This window comes from Demequina aestuarii (genome assembly GCF_000975095.1).
GTDB classification, from domain to species: domain Bacteria; phylum Actinomycetota; class Actinomycetes; order Actinomycetales; family Demequinaceae; genus Demequina; species Demequina aestuarii.
This window is the reverse complement of record NZ_BBRD01000001.1, coordinates 1,220,691-1,243,527: the sequence shown is the minus strand read 5'-3', so window position 1 is coordinate 1,243,527 and position 22,837 is coordinate 1,220,691. Positions and strand designations below refer to the sequence as shown.

The following is a 22,837-nucleotide window of genomic DNA, read 5'->3' as shown; positions in this document are numbered from 1 at the left end:
CTAGTCCTTCGCTTGGGTGCGTCGTCGGTGTGTCGTCAATCCGCGCCGAGCGCGGAGGCCGTCGTCGATTCTAGCCCAGTCATCCCTCGTGGACCCGTGCCGCCACGGCCTCGAGGCCCAGGCGGTAGGAGTCCGTGCCGAAGCCGGCGATGGTTCCGCTCGCCACCCCAGAGATGACCGAGGTCTGCCGGAACTCCTCGCGGGCGTGCGGGTTGGTGAGGTGCACCTCGACCAGCACCAGTCCGGCAGAGGAGACAAGCGCACAGGCATCGCGCAGCGCGTAGGAGTAGTGGGTGAAGGCGGCGGGGTTGAGCACCACGGACCACCCCGCGTCGACGGCCTCGTGCATCCAGCCCACCATGGTGGCCTCGTCGTCGCTCTGGCGCACGACGGTCTCGAGGCCCAGGTCGCTCCCCCACTGCATGCACAGTGCGGCCAGCTCATCGTGCGTGGTCGTGCCGTACTTCTCCGGCTCGCGCGTGCCGAGACGGGAAAGGTTGGGGCCGTTGGCGATGAGGACGGTCGTCATGGTGACAGCGTAGCGAGGCGCTCCGCGTGCGGCCGATGCGCGCGCCGGGCTCGCGCACGCCTGTGCGCCTGGTGGCTCGGTGGGCTCAGCGCCCGCTCAGGTCACCGGGCGATGGCGTCGTAGGCGCCGGCGAGCAGTGCCGGGTCCGGGCCTTCGAGTCGCACGGGGTTGCCGATGCCCTGCAGCACCACGAACCGCAGCATGTCGCCGCGCGTCTTCTTGTCCCGTCGCATGGCGGTCAGCAGCGCGTCCCACCGGTTGCCCTGATAGGTGACGGGCAGACCGAGCCCCGTGAGGATGTCGCGGTGGCGATCCACGGCATCGTCATCCAGCCTGCCCGCGAGGCGCGCGAGCTCGGCCGCGAAGACCATCCCGACGGACACCGCGGCGCCATGCCGCCACTGATACCGCTCCGTGTATTCGATCGCGTGGCCGAACGTGTGGCCGTAGTTGAGGATCTCGCGCAGGTGGGACTCCTTGAGGTCTGCGGCCACCACGTCCGCCTTGACCTGGATCTTGCGAGCGATCAGCTCCTCGAGCACCGTCATCGCGTGCTCGTCGAGCTCGGGTGCGGTGAGCGCGGCCGTCTCCGACTCCACGATGTCGAGGATTCCGGTGTCGCGGATGAAACCGCCCTTCACCACCTCGGCCAGTCCTGCCACGCGGTCGTGCGAGGGAAGAGTGTGCAGGACGTCCGTGTCGCACCACACCACTGCGGGCTCGTGGAAGCTTCCCACCAGGTTTTTGCCCTCGGTGGTGTTGATGCCGGTCTTGCCACCCACGGCCGCGTCCACCATCGCGAGCACGGTCGTGGGGAGCTGCACCACGGCGACGCCGCGCAGCCAGGTGGCGGCCACGAATCCCGCCAGGTCGGTCACCGCTCCCCCGCCCATTCCCATCACCACATCGGAGCGGGTGAAGTCGGAGCGCCCCAGCACCTGCCAGCAGAAGGCGGCGACCTCGGCCGTCTTGCCCTCCTCCGCATCGGGCACCTCGGCCAGCACCGGGGTGCGGCCGCTCGCCTCGATCAGGGCCCGCAGCTCGTCAGCACGATCACGCAGCGGAGCCGAATGCACCACGAGCACACGCACGGCGCCGTCGGGCAGCGAGTCGACCGCGGCGGTCAGCAGGCCGCGACCCACGGTGACGTCGTAGGGGGCGGCAGTGGCGACGGTGACGACTGCGGTCAACGGTGGTCCTCCAGTGCGGCGATCGCGTGAGCGACCTGGTCGGGGTTGAGGTCGTCGGTGAGCACGGTCGACGTCGCGAGGCGCTCGTAGATGGGGCGGCGCTCATCCATGAGGGCCTTCCACTGTTGGCGCGGGTTGGTCGCGAGCAGCGGCCGCGCCCGGTTGAGGCCCACGCGAGGTGCGGCCTTCGCGAGCGACACCTCCAGGAACACCACCTGCGCGCCGTCTCCAGCCGAGCTCTCCAGCAGCGCCTGGGTGTCGGGGTCCAGAATCGCGCCACCGCCGAGCGACAGCACGCCGTCGTGCTCGGCGAGAGCAGTCGCGACGGCGCTCTTCTCGAGCGCACGGAACGCCGCCTCCCCGTCATCGAAGAAGATGTCGGGGATGGACTTGCCCGCGCGCTCAACGACGTCCAGGTCGGTGTCGCGCCAGGCGACAGACAGGAGACGCGCCAGTCGCTTGCCCACCGAAGACTTGCCGGAGCCGGGCGGCCCCATGAGGACGATGCGCGGGACAGCCATCAGCGCAGGTGCTCAGGGATGGCAGCCTGGTAGCCCTCGATGTTGCGGCGGACCTCGCCCACGGAATCCCCACCGAACTTCTCGAGCAGAGCGTCGGCGAGGGTGAGGGCGACCATCGCCTGGGCGACCACGGCGGCCGGGGCCACGGCGCAGACGTCGCTGCGCTGGTGGATGGCCTTCGCAGCCTCGCCTGACTCGGTGTCGATGGTGTCGAGAGCGCGGGGCACGGTGCTGATGGGCTTCATCGCCGCACTGACGCGCAACGGCTCACCATTGGTCATGCCACCCTCGAGCCCGCCGGCGCGATTGGTACGGCGGGTGACGCCGCCGTCGCGGTACTCAATCTCATCGTGCGCCTGGGAACCGCGGCGGGCGGCCGTGCGGAAGCCGTCGCCGACCTCGACGCCCTTGATTGCCTGGATGCCCATCAGGGCGCCCGCGAGCCGCGAATCCAGACGGCGGTCCCAGTGGACGTGGCTGCCGAGCCCCACAGGAACGCCATAGGCGACAACCTCGACCACTCCACCCAGGGTGTCGCCGTCCTTCTGGCACTGGTCGATCTCCGCAACCATGCGCTCGGAGGTCTCCGCGTGGAAGCACCGGATGGGGTCCTCGTCGAGCTGCTGAGTCGCGTCCGCGGGTGGGAGCGGTGCGTCCTCGGGCACGCTGACGGGGCCCACCTGGGTGGTGTGCGACACGAGGCGAATGCCGGCGGCCTGCTCCAGGAACTTCTCTGCGACCAGACCCAGCGCGACGCGGGCGGCCGTCTCGCGGGCCGATGCCCGCTCGAGGACGGGACGCGCATCGTCGAAGTCGTACTTGGTCATGCCCACCAGGTCCGCGTGCCCGGGTCGGGGCCGTGTGAGAGCCGCGGCCCGTGCACCGGTGAGCTCGCTCGCGTCGACAGGGTCCGCGCTCATCACGGTCTCCCATTTGGGCCACTCCGTGTTGCCCACCTGGATCGCGACGGGGCCACCCTGCGAGATGCCGTGACGCACCCCGCCGAGCAGCGTCACCTGGTCCTTCTCGAAGGACATCCTGGCGCCGCGGCCATAGCCGAGCCGACGGCGTGCCAACGCCTCCTGAATGTCGGTGCTGGTGAACTCGACGCCCGCGGGCAATCCCTCGAGGGTGCCCACCAGGGCCGGACCGTGTGATTCGCCTGCCGTGAGCCATCTGAGCATGGCTGTCATTGTGCCAGAGGTGACGTGCCCGGCTCTCACCTGACGCTCCAGCCCGAACGCACGACGGGGGCCGGGCGCAATGCCCGGCCCCCGTCGTCACGTGACGAGTGTCAGTTCGCGCCTGGCTGGTTCTCGCCGCCCTCGATCGGCTCGAACGGAGTCGCACCGCCCAAGGAGCCGTCACCCAGCGTGCCGGTGTCGACGATCTCCAGGTCCGGCTCGTGCAGGTAGAAGAAGCCGGAGAATTCGAGGATCGCATCGCCAGTCGCAGGGTCGGAGACGCCAGCAATCGACGAGCTCGTGTCCGGACGCGCGGTGAACTCGACGGTGTGCACCTGGAAGATCTGCTGATCAGGGTCTTCGAGGATGTCCAAGACGTCGAGCACCTCCTGGCTCCCGCCGGCGACGGTCACCATCACGGGCACCGCCCAGATCTGCGCGCCGCCCTCGTCCGTGCTGACCGGGGTGACAGCGGGGGTGAACACCTCTTCGGTCGCCTCAGGGTGAACGGGTCCCGTCTGGAACAGTGCGGCGACGCGGTCCGACTCCAGGGAGCCAGACGGCATCTCCCATCCTTCGACGTCCGTCGACGTCGCCTGCTCCACGGTCACCACCTCGGCACCGGCCGAGCTGATGGCGCTCGCGATCCTGGCCCGGATGGCCTGCATGTCGAAGGTGCTGGGAGCGTTCAGAGCGATCGCGCCCGAGTAGTCCGTCGTCTCCTCGAGCGCGGCCGCGAACGAGTCGATCTGCGCGGAGGCCAGAGCGATCGCCTCCGTGTTGGCTCTGACTTCGTCGGTGGTCGAGGCGATGTCGCCACGATCATCGACCTGCGGCTTGATGGCCAGGAACCACCCGAGCGCACCCACGATGATGACCGCGAGCACAGTGAGCGCCACGATCGGCGCATAGCGTGAGCTGAGCATCAGCCCTCCTCCTCCGTGGTGGGTTCCGGACTCAGGGATGGCAGGGACACCGGCTCCTCCTCGGGCTCGAACTCAGGGTCCGCGAACAGCGTGGGGTCGATGCCCGTCAACCCGTCCACGGGAACCAGACGCATCGTCAACGGCGTGGCCGTCACGACGGCGTTGCCCTCGACGCGCCAGTACGCGTTCCCGCCCGCTGCCTCGTACACTTCCGCGACGCCCCTGACCTGTGCGAGCCCGGGTGCCTCCTCGAGCCTGCCGATCAGCGCGGTGGCTTCCTCATATGAGTCTGTACGAGCGGTGAACTCGACTGACCCGATGCCTCCCCCAAAGATCGGATCACCGCTCAATGACTGCAGGCCGAGTGCGCTGGGGCCGGAGAACGTGAGCACGTCGAAGTTGGACGAGTCGTTCGCCGTCGACAGCACCGTGCTGGCGAAAGAGCTGTAGAGCACCTCGCCATAGCCGATCTGGGCAAGCGTGAACTCTTCGATCTCCTGTTGGACATATGCGGCATGAACGTCCGCCTTGGCGTCACGCGCGGCGATCGCCTCGGTCTGAGCGGTCCGCGCGTCGTCCAGGTCGTTCTGAGCCAACTGCTTCGCGCCCAGCGCGAGGACGTAGCCGAGCACCACCACTCCGAGTGCGATCAGGACGACGAACAGCGCCGTCACCTGCACGGCGCGCATCGCTCGCTTCTCGGCGAACTCCTTCGGAACCAGGTTGACCTGCGGAAGGCCGGGTGCGCCTACTCTCTTCGCGGTCTCGTTCATGACACACCTCCCATGGCGAGCCCGATCACCGTGGCCAGCTCGGCCTCGCGACCACGAATGCTCGCGGCATCCACCTTCTTGCCCAGCGTCACCGCGGCGAAGGGGTCGCCGATCATCACCGGAAGTCGAGTAGCGCTCGACAACGCCTGACCGAAGCCGTTCAGGTAGGCACCGCCGCCCGTCAGCACGATGCGCTCGGCACCGGCGCCCGGATTGGAGCTGGCGAAGTACACGAGCGTGTTGCGAATCGACTCGACCAGCGGTCCCATGACGTGCGCGACCGCCTCCGCGATCGGCCGCTGCTCAGGGCCGACGTTGGCGTTCATGCCGACCTGGCGCTTGAGCGCCTCGGCGTCCACGGACGTGCCCTTGTATGCGCTCGCGATGGCCTTGGTGGCGTCGATACCCCCCTGGGGAAGCACGCGCACCAGGCGCGGCCGGCCCTGTTGAGAGACGATGATCGTGGTGGTCGCTGCGCCCACGTCCACCAGAGCCACGTTAGAGTTCAGCAGTTCGCCCCGGCATCCCGAGCGCCAGAGCGCAAACGCAGCGTGGTCGACGTGGGCGAGCCCCACACCACTGCCGTCCATCGCAGCGAACACGCCCCGCACCAGTTCGCGGGGCGCGGCGACGAGCAGACCACGCAGCACTGGCCCGCCCTGGCCGTCGATGTCCTGCGTGGGATAGAAGTCGAGAAGTGCGTCGTCGATGGCCATCGGGAGCGAGTCCTGCACGTGGAAGGCCAAAGACTCCCGCACCTTGTCGATCTGCTGAGACGGCACGTCCACCTCGCGCACCATCACGCTGGGGTGGCCGACGGCGATGGAGGCCTTCTTGGCGTTCACCTTCGCCGCGCTCACGGCCTCCTTCACGACCGAGGCGAAGGTGCCTGGCTCCTCGATCGAGCCGTCGCGCAGCACGCCCGCCGGGATGGGCCGCTCGGCGTAAGCCGTCAGCGTCGCGCCGTCCCGTGGATCGTTCCCGCTGCGCATCTCGACCTCGGCAACCTTCACCGAGGCCGCTCCGATGTCGATCGCTACCGATCTTGTGGCCACGTTCCCACCTCCCTCATTCGTCCACGTGGCCTATCGGCACGTGCAGCATTCCACTCAAGCGTCATGTGAGGCCCGCCACGCCCAGGTACCAGTCAGCGACGGCCGCGCCGGCGACGATGCCCGTCCACGCCCCCACGAACATCCACGGCCCGAACGGAATCGCCACCCCGCGGCCACGCCTCTGCATGATCATCACGATCACGCCCGCGAGCGACCCCCACAGGAAGGCCGCAAAGCCTCCGACGGCCAACGCGGGCCAGCTCAGCGAACCGAGGACGGCACCGAGCACCGGGGCCAGCTTCACGTCGCCGAACCCCATGCCGCGCGGGTAGGCGAGGAAGGCGAGGAAGTAGAAGAGTCCGAAGGCCGCCGCTCCGATGGCCGAGCGCCACAGCACGCCGAGGTCGCCGGTGCCGAGAGCCACCACCAGGACGCTGACCACCACCAGTGCGGCGAACGGCGCCACGATGCGGTCGGGCAGTCGCCTCGTCTCGAGATCGACGGCGCTCAGCACGATGGTGAAGAACGCCAGCACCAGCAACAAGGGCAGCTCCCAGGCCAGGCCGACCGCCAGACCGATTCCCGCGAAGATCAACGCGGTGAGTGCCTCCACGAGCGGGTACCGCCCGCTGATGGGCGCCCCGCAGTCCGCGCATCGGCCGCGCAGCCACAGCCAGCCCAGCACGGGCACGTTGTGCCGCGCCCGCACACGCGCCCCGCACGCCGGGCAGGCGCTGGGGGGTGAGACGACGGACTCGCCCCGCGGCACGCGGTGAATCACCACATTCGCGAAGGAGCCCAGCGCCAGACCCAGGGCAGCGGCCAACAGCCCCACCAAACCGTGCATCGTGTCCCTACGACCCGTACACGTCGAAGCGAGACAGCAGGCGCATGTCCATGAGATCCGAGGTGTTCGGCACGGTGGTCGCCAACGACGGAATCGGCAGGGACGCCATCTGCATCTCGACCGCGTTCTGCAGTTCCACCTTGCCGGCGTACATCTGGCCCGCGGTCGGACTGATCGTGCCGTTCTGGATGTGCAGGGTGCACGGCGTGTAGAACATCGTCTCCACGCTCTCGACGCCGAACTTGTTGATCGCGATGTTCCGCTCCGTGGAGCACACGGGCCGCGTCTGACCGGAGCCCGCCGACACCCACGACACACCCGGAGCGTCCGACGGCACGATCATGAACATCGATCGCGTCTGCGACGCGTCCGTGGACCGGAACCACGAGTCGTTCTTCAGGTCGAAGCCCGTGTGCGACACCATCGCCAGGTCATTTCCCAGCTCGAGGTTGGGACCGTCGAACTTCACGGCCGCCCCGCATTGGAAGATCACCATGGTGGGGTCGGACCACGTGAGGTTGTTGATGAAGTTGCGGGGTGCGTTCCCCGTGCAGTCGGTCGTGGTGACCACGTTCCAGCCCTGCGCGATCCACTTGCCCATCTCCTCGCTGACGGTCGCGGGGTAGCCGTCGAGGCCCAGGGAGAGACGCGGCATCTGCTCGCGCGGAGGCGGCTGGATCTCAGTCGGATAGCCCACCGCGCTGGGGAACGCCACTGCGGGGTTCGGCGGGTTGGAGAACGCCACGCCGCCGTTGTTCGGCATCCGGGTTCCCGTCACGCTGGGCGGATCGCCGATCGTACCGGCCGCGCGCGCCGTGCCCCCCACGGATGAACCGGAGTTGCCGCTGATGGCACCGCTGCGAGAGTAGACGTCGCGATCCACGCGGCCCTGCGCAAGATCGATGTTGCCCTCCGCATAGGCGGAGCCGCCGATGACGCCTCCGGAGTTCTGGAGTCCGATGGTGCCGGTTCGGGCGAACACGGTGCCGTCCACGCGTGCGGCGTTCGCCATGAAGAAGCTGCCGTTCGTGAGCACGCTGCCCTTGACGCGGATGCCGCCGTTCTGCAGGTGCACCGCGTCATTGGTGGCGCTCGCTGCGTAGATGTTGCCCTCGATCACGGAGCCCGTCGCCTGCTGACGGACGCTGCCGGAGGCCCACACGTCGCTCGAGATCTTGCAGTCGTTCTGCAGGTTGACATCGCCGTGCGCGGCGATGAACTTGCCATCCACGATCTCTCGCGTCTGGCAGTTGATGCCGCCGTTCGAGTAGACGTGCGCGTCCTCGAGCGAGTTGCCGCTGTCGTCGTCGCCCGAGGCCTGCAGCTCGGTGCCGTTGCGCAGATCGATGGATCCCTCAGAGAAGATCGCCTTGTCGAGGAGCGCGTCAGGGAGCGTCGGGTTGAAGACGGCTGCGACCGTCTGCGACACCGTCTCACCCGTGAGCACGTTGTTGTCCGTGGTGGCGGTCGACTCCACCCGCAGCGCCGTCACCACGTTCGAGGCATCGATGCACGCGGGCGAAGAAATGGACGAGCCGTCGGCGAGAGTGAAGCGGTAGGACACCGCCACCTGATCGTTGTTCACTACGAACGAGTCGTAGGCGCAGATGTCGTGAAGGTCCTCGTACTTCTTGCCCTCGAGATTGGCCAATGCCAGGTCGATGCCAGCGTCAGCACTCGCACGAGCGCGCATCTCGACGCGGGTCTCCAGAGTGTTCTGCGCGTTGAAGATGGTCACGGAGGCCAGCGTCACCATGATGATGGCACCGACGAGCATCATGCCGAGCACCATCACGAGAGCGACGCCCGATTCGGGATCCTCCCCACGTTGGCGGCGTGCCTGCGCACGCATCGTGCCTCGCATCATTGTCAAACCCCTCATTCGCATCCGCCGGCCATCCCGTTCTGCGGTCGCAGCACCACGGTCTTCTCGAACGCGATGCTCTTGCTGTCGCTCGAGGCATTCAGCCGCATGGCGAGCGAGACCGAGTCTGGAGAGTCGAAACGACCGTCGCCACCGCCAAAGACGCGAGTCGTGCCGATGCGATCCACGTCCGTGCGCTCCCCGCTCCATCCCAGCGCCAAGGTGCGTACCGCAGTGCTCGACCCCGCGGCGAGCACCGCAGCGGTGTCAGCGACACTGATCGAGCGGGTGTGGTGCAGCGTGCCGTCGCCCTCGTTGAAGTAGTAGGCGACGCAGCGCTCCGTGGAGTCCTCCCCCACGGACGCCGTGCGCGTGCGCATCACGAGGAGGTCGCCTCCCCACCGGACGTCGGCCCAGCCCGCGTTGCGCATGTCCTGCTCCAACTCGGTGAAGATCTGCTGCGCCTCGTTGTTCTCCTCCGCCATCACCGTGACGTCGCGCTGAGTGCCGATCACATTGATGAACAGCGCCGTGGACATGGTCATCACCACAATGAGCAGCACGGAGTACACCAGCATCTCGACGAGGGTCATGCCATCGTCTGGCCGGGTGCGGAGCCGTTCCATCAGCGCGCTCATGTGGTCTGCTTCACCCACAGGTCGGTCGTGATGGAGGTGGCCGCCTTGGTGCCCGCGGTGCCGGAGGCCTCGACCTCGACGGTCACGCGTGCCAGGCGGGGGTTGCCGTGGGGGTCGCCGGCGGGCTGGTCACAGGTGCCCGCGTGGACGTAGCCGGTCACCGTCAGCGGAACGCCGCGGCCGTCCTCGACGGTCTCTGTGGCGCTGGCGACGGCATCGACATTGCCGCAGCTCCCCGTCGCGGCGGCGGCACGCACCTCTTCGATGCGCTGCGTGGCGAGCTGCGAGGCCGACGCCCTGGTGCCGTTCGCTGCGACCTCGGTGAGGGAGCGGAGCAGCAGCAGGCCGAAGGCGAGGAACACCACGAGCACGATCATCAGAGAGACCACGATCTCGACGAGGCCGAATCCCTCGTCACGTCGCTCAGCGTTCACTGTGTTCACCACCCCCTCGCGGCCTCAGTCTAGTGCTCACCCTGGTAGATACCAAGGTGCGAGTGTGGGGCCTGGGCCGTGGCCCAGGCCCCACACCGCTGTCATGCGTCGTACGGGCGAGGCTTAGAGCTCGCTGTCGCCGCTGCCTGCCGCCGCCGCCTCGGTGATCGTGCCGTTAGCGTCGATCGTGAAGGAGGTGCCGGTGCTAGACGTGACCGTGATCGCGACGGTCGGGTCGTCGGCGCCGAGCGTCACGGAGCCAGCGGTGAGGTCGTTGCCGGGCGAGACGGCCGCGGTGGAGGTCTCACCGTCGGCGGTGATGGTGGTCTCGCCACCGTCGTCGACGGCGGTCCAGCTGACCGAAGGCGCCTGCGGGTTCTCCGTGATGGCAGAGACGACCGCAGTGCGAATCGTGGCGAGGTCCGCCTTGGCGGCCGAGTCCTTGGCCTTGTTCTGCTGGTTCAGGTACAGCGGGATGGCGATCGCGGCGAGGATGCCGATGATGATGATGACGACGAGGAGCTCGACGAGGGTGAAGCCACCCTCGGTCTCGCGCTCTTCGAGGCGCTTCTGAATGCGAGCAATCATGGTGTTGCCTTTCAGTTCTCAGTTACCTGGTGTCACTACCGTGTGACGGATGTCTCACGGTCCTGGCCGCGCCCCTGATGGGTGGCCCGGATATCGCCCGGGCGCGCGACCACGTCTCTGGATTTATCGCAGGTGGATCGGTTACCCGATGAGGTCGAAGACCTTGAAGATCGGCATATACAGGGCAATTACCATGCCGCCGATCATTCCCCCCAGCACGGCGATCATGATCGGCTCGATGAGCGAGGTCAACTGCTCTGTGGTGGATTCCACTTCTTGATCGTAGAAGTCCGCGATCTTGTCCAGCATCGCATCCAGTGCACCCGTATCCTCACCGACCGCGATCATCTGCACGACCATGGGGGGGAAGACCGGGTGCTGAGACAACGGCCTGGCAAGCGACTCGCCCTTGCGCACGGACTGGCCGACCGCGCGGGTCGCGTCCTCGATGACGATGTTGCCGGAGGCCTGCCCCACGATGTCGAGCGCCTGCAGGATCGGCACGCCGGAGCGGATCATCGATCCGAAGTTGCGGGAGAAGCGCGCCACGGCGATCTTCTGCACCAGGGAGCCGAAGACGGGTGCCTTGAGGAACGCGGGCTGATACCTGCGCCGAATCTCTTCGCGGTGCTTGTTCTTTCCCCACCAGACGGAGAACGCGATGATCGCGATGACCAGCGGCACCGCTCCAACCTTGAGAATGTCCGACATATACACCAGCATCTGGGTGGCGAATGGCAGCTCGCCGCCCAAGTTGTCGAACATTCCGGCAAAGACCGGCACGATGAAGATCAGCATCGCTGCGGTGGCGAGAATGGCGATGAAGAACACGACGACCGGGTAGGTCATCGCGGACTTGATCTTGCCACGCAGCTTGACCTCGTTCTCGAAGTTCTGGGCGATCGAGACCAGCACCTCGTCGAGGAAGCCTCCGACCTCGCCCGCCTTGACCATGTTGATCATGATGGGCGGGAAGGTCTGCGGGTGACGGCTCAGCGACTTGGAGAAGGACTGACCCGTCTCCACGTCGCCGCGCACCTCTGCGACCACCTTCTGGAGCGGCTTGCTCTCCGTCTGCTCCGCAAGGATCGTCAATGAGCGCAGCAACGACAGGCCAGCCGAGATCATGGTCGCGAGCTGGCGCGAGAGGATCGCGATGTCCTTGAGGGTGATCTTCTCCCCCAGGCCTGGGATCGAGATCTCGGAGTTCAGGCCCTTGCCGCCTGCCTCGCTGACGGACAGAGGTGTGAGGCCCCTCTCTCGCAGGCGGCTCGCCACGGCGGCACTGGACGGCGCCTCCATGGTGGCCTTGTGCTCCTTGCCCTGCATATCGCGGGCGGTGAAGTCGAACTGCTTGGTCGCGGTGGCCATCGCTGCGCTCCCCTAGTGTCGCTCGGGGCTGGCGCGCCCGCAGAGCCGGTTGAATTCTTCGAAGGAATGGCACATCTCGACGGCGTCGTCGTACTCGACGGTGCCGTCCTTCACCAGCTGCGCGAGGTGCTGGTCCATCGCCTGCATGCCCAGCGAGGCGCCGGCCTGCATCGCGGTATGGATCTGGTGCGTCTTGCCCTCGCGGATGAGGTTGCGGATGGCCGGGGTGGCGACGAGCACCTCGACGGCGACGGCACGCCCCGGAGTGCCGGCGCGAGGCAGCAGCGCCTGGCACAGCACGCCCTGGATGGCGGTCGCGAGCTGCGTGCGCACCTGGCCCTGCTGCTCCGAGGGGAACACGTCGATCACGCGGTCGATGGTCTGGGCAGCGTCCTGCGTGTGCAGCGTCGCGAACACGAGGTGTCCGGTCTCAGCCGCGGTCAGCGCCACCTGGATGGTCTCCAGGTCACGGAGCTCACCGATGAGGATGATGTCCGGGTCCTGGCGCAGCACGTGCTTGAGTGCCCGCTGGAACGACTTGGTGTCGGAGCCCACCTCGCGCTGGTTCACGAGGCTGCGCTTATGACGGTGCAGGAACTCGATCGGGTCCTCGACCGTCATGATGTGGCCGCTGCGCGAGCGGTTGGCGAGGTCCACGAGCGAGGCGAGCGTGGTGGACTTGCCCGATCCCGTGGGCCCCGTCACGAGGACCAGGCCGCGCGAGAGGTTGGCGAAGTTCGACACGGCCTGCGGGATGCCCAGCGCCTCGAGCGGCTTGATCTCGTAGGGAATCACGCGGAACGCGGCTCCCACGGACTCGCGCTGGCGGTACAGGTTGACGCGGAAGCGCGCCTCGCCCACAAGTGCGTAGGAGAAGTCGAGCTCCAGCTCCTCCTCGAACTTCTCCCGCTGAGCCTGCGTCAGGATCTGGTAGAGCGTGCGCTGCAGGCTGTCCTTGGTGAGCTTGGGGAACCCCTCCAGAGCCTGGAGACCGCCGTCGACCCGGACCATCGGCTGGGCGCCGGTGGTGACGTGCAGGTCGGACGCGCCAAGCTTGAGCATCCCGCGCAGGGCGTCCGCGATGTCCAGGTCGTCATCGTGCGCCTCTTGGCTCATGCCGATGCGCGACGAGCCAGCCGGCTGTCCTGCGCGCTGCTGCGGGGCGTGAGGCGGAGCCTGTCCCGGCCCACCAGGAGCAGCTCCGGGCCGCTGCTGCGCGGACGGCTGACCCGGCATCATCGGGGCGCGCTGGGGAACTCCGTGGCCCTGCTGGAGCGGCACCCCGCCCGAGACGGGCATCTGTCCCGAGGTGGGACGCTGCGTGGGCGCCAGCGGAGGCGTGGCCTGAGCACTGGGCTGCGCCTGCTGAAAGTGGCCCTGCGGCACCGCCGGCGGGCGCTGCGGCTGGACCTGCGGCGGCTGCCCCTGGGGGCTGTGCGACGGCACGCTCGGCGCTCCCGGTCCCGTCTGCTGCGGGCTCGCCGGAGGTCCGGCGGGCTGCTGCGGACGCTGCGGAGGCGTCTCCTCAGGCATGAACGACGTCATCTTTGCTCCCCCTCACGCCGAGCGCACGTGCGCCGGCTCTCGGTCGTGCCACCGATATCGGCGCGTCGACCCACGTACTCAAGTCCGCATCGGCCAGTGTGACGACCACCACTACTTGACGACACGCAGCAGCTCCTCCACCGACGTGGTGCCCTCGAGCACCTTCGCCCATCCGTCCATCAGCAGGCTCTCCATGCCGTGCGAGCGCGCCATGCGCGTGATCTCGGCGGAGGAGGCGCGCGCGACGGCGAGCCGTTCCAGGTCCTCGTCCACCACCATCACCTCGTGCAGCGCGACTCGGCCGCGGTAGCCGGTGTTCGAGCACCGCTGGCAGCCTTCCGGGCGGAAGACGACGGGCGGCGGGGTGCCAGGCACCCACTCGACGCTCGTGGGGATCTCGGCCTCGTCCATCTGGTACTCGACCGCGCAGTTGGTGCACAGCCGGCGCGCAAGCCGCTGGGCCACCACGCAGTCGATCGCCGAGCCCACCAGGAACGGCTCGATGTCCATCTCGATGAGCCGCGTCAGCGCGGACGGTGCGTCGTTGGTGTGCAGCGTCGACAGCACCAGGTGACCGGTGAGCGCCGCCTCGATCGCGATCTGCGCGGTCTCGTGGTCACGGATCTCTCCCACGAGCACTACGTCGGGGTCCGCCCGCAGGATGGATCGCAGGGCGGAGGCGAAGGTGAGCCCGGCTTTGGGGTTCACCTGCACCTGGTTGATGCCGGGGATGCGGTATTCGACCGGGTCCTCGACGGTGATCACGTTGATCTCTGGACGGGTGATCTGGTTCAGGGTCGCGTACAGCGTGGTCGACTTTCCCGAACCGGTGGGTCCGGTCACCAGGATCATCCCGTAGGGCTTGGTGAAGGTCCGCGCGTATGCCTCGTAGTTCTTCTCACGAATGCCCAGGTCCTCGAGGTCCAGCGTCGCCGTCGAGTTGTCGAGGATACGCATGACGACCTTCTCGCCCCACACCGTGGGGAGAGTCGCGACGCGCAGGTCGATCTTGCGGCCCTGGTGATTCACGGACAGGCGGCCGTCCTGAGGCTTGCGCCGCTCGGCGATGTCGATGTCGGACATGATCTTGAGGCGGCTCGTCACGCCGTTCGCGATGGCCTTCGACGCGTGCTGCATCTCGTGGAGCACGCCATCGATCCGGTACCGCACGCGCAGGTCCTTCTCGGTGGGCTCGATGTGGATGTCGGAGGCGCGGTCCTGCACGGCCTGGCTGATGAGCAGGTTCACGAACCGCACGATGGGCGCGTCGTCCTCGGAGGCCGATCCGGAGAGCAGGTCGTCGTCGAGGTTGACCTCGTTCTCGGACAACTCCTCCTGGAGGTCCTCGAGCTCCGCATCCGACCGGCAGTACCGGTCGATTGCTCCGGTGACGTCGTCGTGAGCCGCCACCACGGGCGTCACGGCCATCCCGGTGATGGTGCGGAAGTCGTCGACCGCCACCACGTTGCCCGGGTTGGACATCGCGACTCGGAGCAGCCCGTCGACGATGGCGATCGGGAGAGCGTTGTGTCGCCTGCAGACCGCGGCCGGCACCATCGACACGGCCGCGCGATCCACGGCATACTCGCCGAGCTCCACGAACTCCATGCCCACCTGGCTGGCGAGAGCGCGCACCAACTGACCCTCGGAGATCATGCCAAGTTCCACGAGTGTGCGGCCCAGGGACTGGCCGCGCGCCTGCTGCTCGTCGATGGCGTCCAGCAACTGTTCCTCAGTCAGGACGCCGTCTTCGAGCAGGATCGATCCAAGCTGCTTCACTGAATCCCTCACCCCTCATGCCTACGCGCTGTGCGCAACGTAACATCGGCATGGGCTTGAGTTCATCACCGTGTTGTACATCTCACTCGGCGTCGGTCAACGCGGCTCAGTGGCCTCATCCAACACGGCCGCCATGGCGTCGAGCGGAGCCTCCCGGCCGGTCATGAGTCTCACCTGCTCCCCCGCCTGATGCAGCAGCATGCGCGTGCCACGGACGAACGTGCCGCCCGCCCGCGCCCACGCCACACCCAACGGGGTGTCCAGGGGCGCATAGACCGCGTCGAGCAGCACGGCGCCCTCGTGCATCGTCTCCCCCGCCTCGGACAGAGCGCGTCCTAGACTCTCCCCCGCCTCGGCAGGCACCGTGGACACCACGGCGCGAGCGCGCGCGAGGTAGCTCGGGGCGTCATCGAAGCCGACGAACCGTGGCTCGACGCCCATCTTGGTGGCCGCGCGCATCAGCGCGCCAGCCCGCGCACGGGATCGCACCACCACGATGGGCCGGGTGACGCCGATGCGCCCCAGCGCCGCCAGAGCCGAGGTCGCCGTCGCTCCCCCGCCCACGATGACCCCCGCATCGGCGCGTTCCACGCCGCCCTCGCGCAGCGCCGCGACGATGCCGTGCACGTCGGTATTCGCCCCCACGAGCTGACGGCCGTCGGCCACCGGCTGCACGAGCACAGTGTTGATCGCCCCCACGAGCTTCGCCATCGGCTCCACGAAGTCGACCAGCGGCATGGCGGCGACCTTGAGGGGCATGGTCAGCGACAGTCCGCCCCACGCACCGTCGAGCGCGCTGACGAACGCGGGGAGCTGTTCCTCGGTCACGTCGTAGGCGTCGTACTCCCACTCCAGGCCGAGCGCCTCGTACGCGGCACGATGCAGCCGCGGCGACAGCGAGTGCTCGATCGGGTGGCCGAGCACGCCGGCGCGGCGGTGCGCACCGCGACCGACGCTAGTCGGTGGCACCCTCTGCGTCCTCGGCCTCGGCGGCCTTCGCCTGCGCCCACTCCTGCAGCAGCGCCACGTTGTCCTGGTGCTCGTCGAACGTCTCCGCGTAGCGGGTCTCGCCCGTGTCCGTGTTGATGGTCACGAAGAACAGGTAGTCGTGCTGGGCCGGGTCCGCGGCCGCCTTGATGGCGGCCTCGCCCGGCGCGGCGATGGGCGACGGCGGCAGGCCCGTGTACATGTACGTGTTGTAGGGGCTGTCGATCTCGCGCTCCTCTGACGAGGTGAAGACCCCCTCCGACGGGCTGATGTACTTCACCGTCGAGTCCATCTCGAGCCGCATGTCGATGTCGAGACGGTTGTAGATGACGCCTCCCACCATGGGACGGTCATCTTCGAGCCGCGCCTCGCGCTCGATGATCGAGGCCACGGTCATGACCTCCATCCAGCGGTCCTGGGCGACACCGTTGCGCTCGAGCACGTTGACCGTCGCCTCGATCATCTCGGCGAGGATGTCCGCCGGCTGAGCGTCGGGAGTGAACGTGTATGTCGCGGGGAACAGCCAGCCCTCGAGGATGCCGTTCGCCTGCTCTGGCAGCCCCAGTGCCTCGGTGTCCTCGGCCACGGCCTCGATGTCGGCCTTGGAGTAGTCCGTGAGGTTGGCGATCGCCTCGAAGTACGAATCGACCGTGCGGCCCTCGGGGATGGTGATGGTGAGCTCGTTCTTGTTGCCCGGATCCAGCAGCGCCAGGAGGGCGAACTCGGCCTTCATCTCCCGCTGCAAGAAGTAGTAGCCGGGGGTGATGTTGCCTGCGTCCGCGCTGGCGTTGGCCTCGCGGATGAATGACTCGGGTGACGCGACCACACCAGACTCGAAGAGCGTCTGCGCGATGTCCGCGCCGGTGTCACCCTGCTCGACGACCACCTGCACCACGCCTTGGCCGGCGCCGGGGTAGTCGGCGATCTCGTTGGACTCAGACTCGAAGCTGCCCAGGAAGTTGTACGCGATGGAGCCGCCGATCGCCAGCAGCACGAGCGCCACCGCGGACACCACGAGGGTCCATTTCTGACGCGTCTGGCGTCGCTTCTGGCGCTGCAGTCGCCGCATGTCGAGCGACGTGGTGGTCGTCGCCTCGGTCTGGGCGTGGAAGAGGTCAGTCATCATTCCCCTTAGGGTCCGGCTCGTAGGTCACCCTATCGAGGTTCCCCTGTCGTTCGATATCCAACGCGCTCTCCAGGATCACGACGGCGGCCGCCTGGTCGATGACCTGACGCTGCTGACGCGAGTTCCTGCCCGCTTGACGCATGGCATGCTGCGCTGTCGCGGTCGAGAACCGCTCGTCCACCAAACGAACCACCGCGCCGCAGCGTTCCGCGAGGGCGGCGGCGAACTCATGGGCGAACGCCGCGCTCGCGCCATCGTGGCCGGACAGCTTGCGGGGCAGCCCCACGTACACCCGGGCGACCTCGCGCTCACTCACGATGGCGGCGACCTGATCCACGTCGCCGTCGCCCCTGGTCACCGTGGTGACGGGAAAGGCCATCAGGCCATCCGGATCGGAGGCGGCGATGCCGATGCGGACGGTGCCCACATCGACGCCGAGACGCACTCCCCTGTCCACGAGCGAGCCGACCCTAGCGGGAGCCCACCGCGTCGCGCACGGCGACGAGAGCATCGGGAATCTTGGACGCGTCCTGGCCGCCGCCCTGAGCGAGATCTGGCTTGCCGCCGCCCCCGCCTCCCAGCACGGCCGATGCGGCCTTCACGAGGTCACCGGCCCGCACCCCGGCGTCGCGAGCGGCCTGGTTGGTCGCGACCACGATCTGCGGACGGCCGCCCACCGCAGCCGATGCGGCCACGACGGTGGGCTCCGACTCACCGAGGCGTGCGCGCACGTCCGTCACGAGCGTGCGCAGGTCATCGCCGTCCGCCGCAGTGGTGGACTCGTGCGCCACGAGGCGGACGCCGTTCACGTCAGTCGCGGTGCCGACCAGCTGCGCGGCGACCTGCTGCATCGCCTGCTGGCGGTACTGCGACAACTGCTTCTCGGCGTCGCTCAGGCGCGTCAACAGTGCGCCGATGCGGTCGGTGAGTTCCTCGGGACGCGCCTTGAGCGTGGTGCTGAGCTCGCTGACGATCGAGCGCTCGGCCGCGAGGTTCTGGAATGCGTCAGCACCCACGAGCGCCTCGATGCGGCGCGCGCCGGAGCCGACGGAGCCCTCGGACGTCACACTGAGCAGGCCGATCTGCGCCGAGTTCTCGACGTGCGTGCCCGCGCACAGTTCACGCGAGAACGGGCCGCCGATCTCGACCACGCGCACGCGGTCGCCGTACTTCTCGCCGAACAGCGCCATCGCGCCCAGGCTGCGCGCCTCGTCGAGGCTCATCACCTGCGTGCCAACGGGGAGTTCCTCACGGATCGCCCGGTTCGCGATGCCCTCGATCTCCTCGCGCGCGCTGTGCGAGATGCCCTGGCGCCAGGCGAAGTCCAGGCGCATGTACCCGGGCTTGTTGTACGAGCCCGCCTGGGTGGCGTCATTGCCCAGCACCTCGTGCAGGGCTGCGTGAATGAGGTGGGTCGCCGAGTGGGCCTTCGACGCGAGGCGACGGTTGACGAGGTCGACCTCGGCGGAGACCTGGTCGCCCACGGCGACCTCGCCCTCGTCGACCGTCACGGTGTGCACGATCACGTCGGCGACGGGCCTCTGCACGTCGATGACCGTCAGGGTCGCGTTGGCGCCGCGAATCTCGCCCGTGTCGGCGTCTTGGCCGCCGGACTCGGGGTAGAACGGGGTCTGCGCCAGCACCACCTCGACGGTGTCGCCGGTGGTCGCCACGGGCACCGAGACGCCGTCCTTGATGACGGCGGCGACGGAGGTCAGGAGCGAGAGCTCGTCGTAGCCGCGGAACGTCGTGGGAGTCTGAGCACCCACCGCCTGGTAGACGCTGACGTCCGCGTGACCGCCCTTCTTGGCCTTCGCATCGGCCCGCGCGCGATCGCGCTGCTCGGCCATGAGCGAGCGGAAGCCTGCCTCGTCGACGCTCACACCCTGCTCGGCGGCCATCTCGAGAGTGAGATCGATCGGGAACCCAAAGGTGTCGTGCAACTGGAACGCGTCCGTGCCCGACAGCGCGGAGCTGCCGGCGGTCTTGGCCTTCGCCACCGCCGTGTCCAGCATTGCGGTGCCCTGCGTGAGGGTGCGCCGGAACGACTCCTCCTCGGAACCCGCGATGCTCTGGATGCGCGTGATCGACTCAGCAAGCTCGGGATACGAGACGCTCATCGCGCGGTACGAGGTGTCCATCAGGATCGTCAGCGACGGGTCGTCGACGCCCAGCAGGCGCATCGCGCGCACGGTGCGGCGCAGCAGGCGGCGCAGCACGTAGCCGCGGCCCTCGTTCCCGGGCACCACACCATCGTGCATGAGCATCATGGCCGAGCGCACGTGGTCCGCGATCACGCGCATGCGGACGTCATCCTGGGCGTTCGCCTTGTACTCGCGGCCCGAGAGCTCCTGCGCCTTCTCGATGACGGGGAACACCTCGTCGATCTCGTACATGTTGGACACGCCCTGCTTGAGGAACGCGATGCGCTCCAGGCCGGCGCCGGTGTCGATGGCCTTCTGGTCCAACTCACGGATCAACGGGTAGTCCTTGCCGGAGCCGGGACCGCGCAGGAACTGGTCGAAGACCAGGTTCCAGATCTCGAGGTAGCGATCGCCGATCTCGTCGGTCCAGCCGGCCGCACCCGTGGCGGGGTCGTAGTCGGGACCGAACTCTGGGCCGCGGTCCACGTGCCACTCGGCGCACGGACCGGCGGGGCCGGGCTGGCCGGTGTCCCAGAAGATCTCTTCGCGGGGAAGCTTGACGATCCGCTCAGCGGGGAGCCCCACCTCGAGCAGCGCGGCCTCGGCCTCATCGTCCTGCTCCCAGATGGTGACCCACAGCGTCTCGGGATCGAAGCCGTACCGACCCTCGTCCTCGGGGCCGGTGAGCAGCTCCCAGGCCATCTCGATCGCGCCCTGCTTGAAGTAGTCGCCGAACGAGAAGTTCCCCAGCATCTGGAAGAACGTGCCATGGCGGGTGGTCTTGCCGACCTCCTCGATGTCCTTGGTGCGGATGCACTTCTGGACCGAGGCGACGCGCGGGTGCGCCGAGGTCTGGGTCCCGATGATGTACGGGATGAACGGCACCATGCCTGCGACCGTGAACAGCAGGCTGGGGTCAGGGGACACCAGCGATGCACTGGGGGCGATGTGGTGGCCCTTCGACTCGAAGAAGTCGATCCAGCGCTGGCGAATGTCAGCGGTGCGCATCCTGTCCTCCATATCCTGCGTCGCCCGCCTGCCGAGCAGGTGGGGTGAGCGGCGCATCGGCCGCCGCTACTGAGATGACAACGCCGCCGGGCCCCGGCTGGTGCCAGGGGCCCGACGGCCGTAGTCGATCGGCCCGCTAGAGCCTAATGCGTGCGCGTGCGCGCCACGTACTTAACGGGCGTAGAACTCGACGACCAGCTGCACCTCGCAGGTCACGGGGACCTCGGCGCGCTTGGGACGACGAACCAGCTGAGCCGACAGCTTCTCGAGCTTGACCTCGAGGTAGTCGGGCAGCTCCGGCAGCACATCGCGGTGGGCACCGGCGGCGGCGGCCATGTAGGGCTCCATCGTGACGGCCTTGGGCTTGACCTGGATGGTCTGGCCGGGCTTCACGCGGAACGACGGGCGGTCGACGATCTTGCCGTCGACCATGATGTGACGGTGCAGCACCGACTGGCGCGCCTGCAGGATGGTGCGGGCGAAGCCCGAGCGGAGCACCAGCGCGTCGAGACGCATCTCGAGCAGCTCGACGAACGCTTCACCGGTCAGACCCGCCTCCTTGCGAGCCTCTTCGAAGACGCGCGTCATCTGCTTCTCGCGGAGGCCGTACTGGGCGCGCAGACGCTGCTTCTCGCGCAGACGAACGGCGTAGTCGCTCTCCTTGCGGCGCGCAGTGCGGCCGTGCTCGCCCGGAGGGTAGGGGCGCTTCTCGAAGTGCTTGACGGCCTTGGGGGTCAGTGCGAGACCCAGGGCACGGGACAGGCGCACCTGGCGGCGCGCGCGCTGAACTGAAGTCAAAATAGATCCTTTGGAGTCTGGAGCCGGTGTTGAACGCGCCGGGGCGTGTTCGTCTGCCATACGTTGATGAGGTCGCGGAGACAGCAGCCAACCGTCCGCGAGGGCTCCACAATCCTAACAGAGCAGGTGCGTCAGCGCGGCAGTGCGGCCGATGCGGGTGTCGCGCGAGGGCGGTGCCAGCTAGGAGTCGCCCCGGCGGCCGAGCATCTCGCGGACCCGCGTCAGCCTCTCGGACAGGGTGCGCTCGAACCCGAACTCGGTGGGGCGGTAGTAGCGAGTGCCCTGCAGCGACTCCGGCAGGTACTCCTGAGCCGCGACGGCGCCAGGCGCATCGTGCGAGTACACATAGCTCTTGCCGTGGCCGAGCCGCTCTGCCCCGGAGTAATGAGCATCCCTGAGATGGGCCGGCACCACACCGGCCCTGCCTGCCTTCACGTCCGCGATCGCGGCGTTGATGGCCGCGTACGCCCGATTCGACTTGGGTGCCGTCGCCAGGTACGCGGTCGCCTCGGCCAAGGGGATCCGTCCCTCCGGCATGCCGATGAAGCTCACCGCATCCGCAGCGGCCTGCGCGATCACGAGCGCCTGAGGGTCCGCGAGCCCCACATCCTCCGAGGCGAGGATCACCAGCCGGCGCGCGAGGAACCGCGGGTCCTCCCCCGCCACGATCATGCGCGCCAGGTAGTGCAGCGACGCGTCGACGTCCGAGCCACGCACCGACTTGATGAAGGCGCTGATCACGTCGTAGTGCTGGTCTCCCGACTTGTCGTAGGCGACGAGCGCCGAGTCCATCGCCCGCTCCGTCAGCTCGCCGGAGATCGTGGGCGGGTCTCCCCCGGCGCTCATGGCCGCATCGGCGACCGCTTCGAGGAGGGTCAGCGCCTTGCGCGCATCGGCCCCTGCCACGCGCAGCATGTGCGCACGGGCCTCGGGTGCCAACTCGACTCGGCCACCAAGTCCGCGCTCATCGGCGACCGCGCGGTCCAGGAGCGCGCCCAGGTCATCGCCCGTGAGCGGCTGAAGGGTCAGCAGCAGCGACCGTGACAGCAGCGGACCCACCACGGAGAAGCTCGGATTCTCGGTCGTGGCACCGATGAGCGTCACCCACCGGTTCTCGACGGCCGGCAGCAGCGCGTCCTGCTGAGTGCGCGTGAAGCGATGGATCTCGTCGATGAACAGCACGGTCTCGCGTTCGCCGGTGGTGACCCGCCGTCGCGACGCATCGATGACCGCACGGACGTCCTTGATGCCCGCGGTCACCGCCGAGAGCTCGACGAAGGGCCGGTTGCCGGCCACGAGATACGCGAGTGTCGTCTTGCCGGTGCCCGGCGGTCCCCACAGGATCACGGAAGTGGCGGAGGATCCCTCCTGCACGAGTCGGCGCAACGGGGCGCCGTCCGTCAGGAGATGGGCCTGACCGACGACCTCCTCGAGCGTGCGGGGACGCATCCGCACCGCCAGCGGTGCGTTCGGCCCCGCCTCGGGAACGCCCGTGCCGGTGCGTTCGGTCGATTCGAAGAGGTCCATGGC

At 68.1% G+C, this 22,837-nt stretch carries 21 protein-coding genes; all 21 read right to left on the bottom strand.

What is annotated here, in order from left to right; genetic code table 11:
* Positions 1 to 79: 79 nt before the first annotated feature.
* Positions 80 to 529 (bottom strand): type II 3-dehydroquinate dehydratase, encoded by a 450-nt coding sequence (locus AOP72_RS05870; protein WP_062133659.1) that lies wholly within the window; start codon positions 527 to 529, stop codon positions 80 to 82.
* 101 nt (positions 530 to 630) lie between these two features.
* Positions 631 to 1,719: a 3-dehydroquinate synthase gene (gene aroB / locus AOP72_RS05865; protein WP_062133656.1), complete on the bottom strand. Its 1,089-nt coding sequence runs from the start codon at positions 1,717 to 1,719 to the stop codon at positions 631 to 633.
* Positions 1,716 to 2,240: a shikimate kinase gene (locus AOP72_RS05860; protein ID WP_062133652.1), complete on the bottom strand. Its 525-nt coding sequence runs from the start codon at positions 2,238 to 2,240 to the stop codon at positions 1,716 to 1,718. Before AOP72_RS05860 ends, aroB begins: the two co-directional genes overlap by 4 nt.
* A complete protein-coding gene (aroC, locus tag AOP72_RS05855) occupies positions 2,240 to 3,424 on the bottom strand; it encodes a chorismate synthase (RefSeq protein ID WP_062133650.1) in 1,185 nt (394 codons plus the stop codon). The genes AOP72_RS05860 and aroC overlap by 1 nt, the downstream gene beginning before the upstream one ends.
* A 110-nt stretch (positions 3,425 to 3,534) precedes the next feature.
* A complete protein-coding gene (locus AOP72_RS05850) occupies positions 3,535 to 4,350 on the bottom strand; it encodes a hypothetical protein (RefSeq protein WP_062133648.1) in 816 nt (271 codons plus the stop codon).
* Positions 4,350 to 5,123, bottom strand: a complete 774-nt coding sequence (locus tag AOP72_RS05845) for a hypothetical protein (protein WP_062133645.1) — start codon at positions 5,121 to 5,123, stop codon at positions 4,350 to 4,352. Before AOP72_RS05845 ends, AOP72_RS05850 begins: the two co-directional genes overlap by 1 nt.
* Positions 5,120 to 6,178 carry a type IV pilus assembly protein PilM gene (gene pilM / locus AOP72_RS05840; RefSeq protein WP_062133644.1) on the bottom strand — a complete coding sequence of 353 codons (1,059 nt, stop codon included), beginning with the start codon at positions 6,176 to 6,178 and terminating at the stop codon, positions 5,120 to 5,122. The genes AOP72_RS05845 and pilM overlap by 4 nt, the downstream gene beginning before the upstream one ends.
* A gap of 61 nt (positions 6,179 to 6,239) precedes the next feature.
* Positions 6,240 to 7,025, bottom strand: a complete 786-nt coding sequence (locus tag AOP72_RS05835) for a prepilin peptidase (RefSeq protein WP_062133640.1) — start codon at positions 7,023 to 7,025, stop codon at positions 6,240 to 6,242.
* Positions 7,026 to 7,032: 7 nt separating this feature from the next.
* Positions 7,033 to 8,892 (bottom strand): bactofilin family protein, encoded by a 1,860-nt coding sequence (locus tag AOP72_RS05830; RefSeq protein ID WP_062133637.1) that lies wholly within the window; start codon positions 8,890 to 8,892, stop codon positions 7,033 to 7,035.
* A gap of 11 nt (positions 8,893 to 8,903) precedes the next feature.
* On the bottom strand, positions 8,904 to 9,527 hold the full coding sequence (locus AOP72_RS05825) for a PulJ/GspJ family protein (RefSeq protein ID WP_152650261.1): 624 nt from the start codon (positions 9,525 to 9,527) through the stop codon (positions 8,904 to 8,906).
* Positions 9,524 to 9,961, bottom strand: coding sequence for a type IV pilus modification PilV family protein (locus AOP72_RS05820; RefSeq protein ID WP_152650260.1), 438 nt, complete (start codon positions 9,959 to 9,961; stop codon positions 9,524 to 9,526). The genes AOP72_RS05825 and AOP72_RS05820 overlap by 4 nt, the downstream gene beginning before the upstream one ends.
* Positions 9,962 to 10,084: 123 nt before the next feature.
* The gene (locus tag AOP72_RS13200; protein ID WP_084631353.1) at positions 10,085 to 10,549 is read right to left on the bottom strand and encodes a prepilin-type N-terminal cleavage/methylation domain-containing protein; all 465 of its coding nucleotides are present in this window, start codon (positions 10,547 to 10,549) and stop codon (positions 10,085 to 10,087) included.
* Between the two features lie 141 nt (positions 10,550 to 10,690).
* Positions 10,691 to 11,920, bottom strand: coding sequence for a type II secretion system F family protein (locus AOP72_RS05810; protein WP_062133629.1), 1,230 nt, complete (start codon positions 11,918 to 11,920; stop codon positions 10,691 to 10,693).
* Between the two features lie 12 nt (positions 11,921 to 11,932).
* The gene (locus AOP72_RS05805) at positions 11,933 to 13,465 is read right to left on the bottom strand and encodes a type IV pilus twitching motility protein PilT (RefSeq protein WP_238581619.1); all 1,533 of its coding nucleotides are present in this window, start codon (positions 13,463 to 13,465) and stop codon (positions 11,933 to 11,935) included.
* A gap of 111 nt (positions 13,466 to 13,576) precedes the next feature.
* On the bottom strand, positions 13,577 to 15,244 hold the full coding sequence (locus AOP72_RS05800) for a GspE/PulE family protein (protein WP_062133624.1): 1,668 nt from the start codon (positions 15,242 to 15,244) through the stop codon (positions 13,577 to 13,579).
* Positions 15,245 to 15,340: 96 nt separating this feature from the next.
* On the bottom strand, positions 15,341 to 16,213 hold the full coding sequence (locus tag AOP72_RS05795; RefSeq protein ID WP_062133621.1) for a shikimate dehydrogenase: 873 nt from the start codon (positions 16,211 to 16,213) through the stop codon (positions 15,341 to 15,343).
* Complete coding sequence (gene mltG / locus AOP72_RS05790; RefSeq protein ID WP_084631350.1) at positions 16,200 to 17,357, bottom strand: endolytic transglycosylase MltG; 1,158 nt, start codon at positions 17,355 to 17,357, stop codon at positions 16,200 to 16,202. Before mltG ends, AOP72_RS05795 begins: the two co-directional genes overlap by 14 nt.
* Positions 17,347 to 17,802, bottom strand: coding sequence for a Holliday junction resolvase RuvX (gene ruvX / locus AOP72_RS05785; protein WP_238581618.1), 456 nt, complete (start codon positions 17,800 to 17,802; stop codon positions 17,347 to 17,349). Before ruvX ends, mltG begins: the two co-directional genes overlap by 11 nt.
* A gap of 25 nt (positions 17,803 to 17,827) precedes the next feature.
* Complete coding sequence (alaS, locus tag AOP72_RS05780; protein ID WP_062133612.1) at positions 17,828 to 20,509, bottom strand: alanine--tRNA ligase; 2,682 nt, start codon at positions 20,507 to 20,509, stop codon at positions 17,828 to 17,830.
* Between the two features lie 171 nt (positions 20,510 to 20,680).
* Positions 20,681 to 21,307: a 30S ribosomal protein S4 gene (gene rpsD / locus AOP72_RS05775; protein ID WP_062133609.1), complete on the bottom strand. Its 627-nt coding sequence runs from the start codon at positions 21,305 to 21,307 to the stop codon at positions 20,681 to 20,683.
* 180 nt (positions 21,308 to 21,487) lie between these two features.
* Complete coding sequence (locus AOP72_RS05770) at positions 21,488 to 22,834, bottom strand: replication-associated recombination protein A (RefSeq protein WP_062133606.1); 1,347 nt, start codon at positions 22,832 to 22,834, stop codon at positions 21,488 to 21,490.
* Positions 22,835 to 22,837: the final 3 nt, after the last annotated feature.

Bases quoted from the DNA above. Each gene is read 5' to 3' on its own strand.
- AOP72_RS05870 (WP_062133659.1), bottom strand. From the start codon at position 529: ATGACGACCGTCCTCATCGCCAACGGCCCCAACCTTTCCCGTCTCGGC.
- AOP72_RS05860 (WP_062133652.1), bottom strand. From the start codon at position 2,240: ATGGCTGTCCCGCGCATCGTCCTCATGGGGCCGCCCGGCTCCGGCAAG.
- aroC (WP_062133650.1), bottom strand. From the start codon at position 3,424: ATGCTCAGATGGCTCACGGCAGGCGAATCACACGGTCCGGCCCTGGTG.
- AOP72_RS05850 (WP_062133648.1), bottom strand. From the start codon at position 4,350: ATGCTCAGCTCACGCTATGCGCCGATCGTGGCGCTCACTGTGCTCGCG.
- AOP72_RS05845 (WP_062133645.1), bottom strand. From the start codon at position 5,123: ATGAACGAGACCGCGAAGAGAGTAGGCGCACCCGGCCTTCCGCAGGTC.
- AOP72_RS05835 (WP_062133640.1), bottom strand. From the start codon at position 7,025: ATGCACGGTTTGGTGGGGCTGTTGGCCGCTGCCCTGGGTCTGGCGCTG.
- AOP72_RS05830 (WP_062133637.1), bottom strand. From the start codon at position 8,892: ATGATGCGAGGCACGATGCGTGCGCAGGCACGCCGCCAACGTGGGGAG.
- AOP72_RS05825 (WP_152650261.1), bottom strand. From the start codon at position 9,527: ATGAGCGCGCTGATGGAACGGCTCCGCACCCGGCCAGACGATGGCATG.
- AOP72_RS13200 (WP_084631353.1), bottom strand. From the start codon at position 10,549: ATGATTGCTCGCATTCAGAAGCGCCTCGAAGAGCGCGAGACCGAGGGT.
- AOP72_RS05810 (WP_062133629.1), bottom strand. From the start codon at position 11,920: ATGGCCACCGCGACCAAGCAGTTCGACTTCACCGCCCGCGATATGCAG.
- AOP72_RS05805 (WP_238581619.1), bottom strand. From the start codon at position 13,465: ATGACGTCGTTCATGCCTGAGGAGACGCCTCCGCAGCGTCCGCAGCAG.
- mltG (WP_084631350.1), bottom strand. From the start codon at position 17,357: ATGATGACTGACCTCTTCCACGCCCAGACCGAGGCGACGACCACCACG.
- alaS (WP_062133612.1), bottom strand. From the start codon at position 20,509: ATGCGCACCGCTGACATTCGCCAGCGCTGGATCGACTTCTTCGAGTCG.
- AOP72_RS05770 (WP_062133606.1), bottom strand. From the start codon at position 22,834: ATGGACCTCTTCGAATCGACCGAACGCACCGGCACGGGCGTTCCCGAG.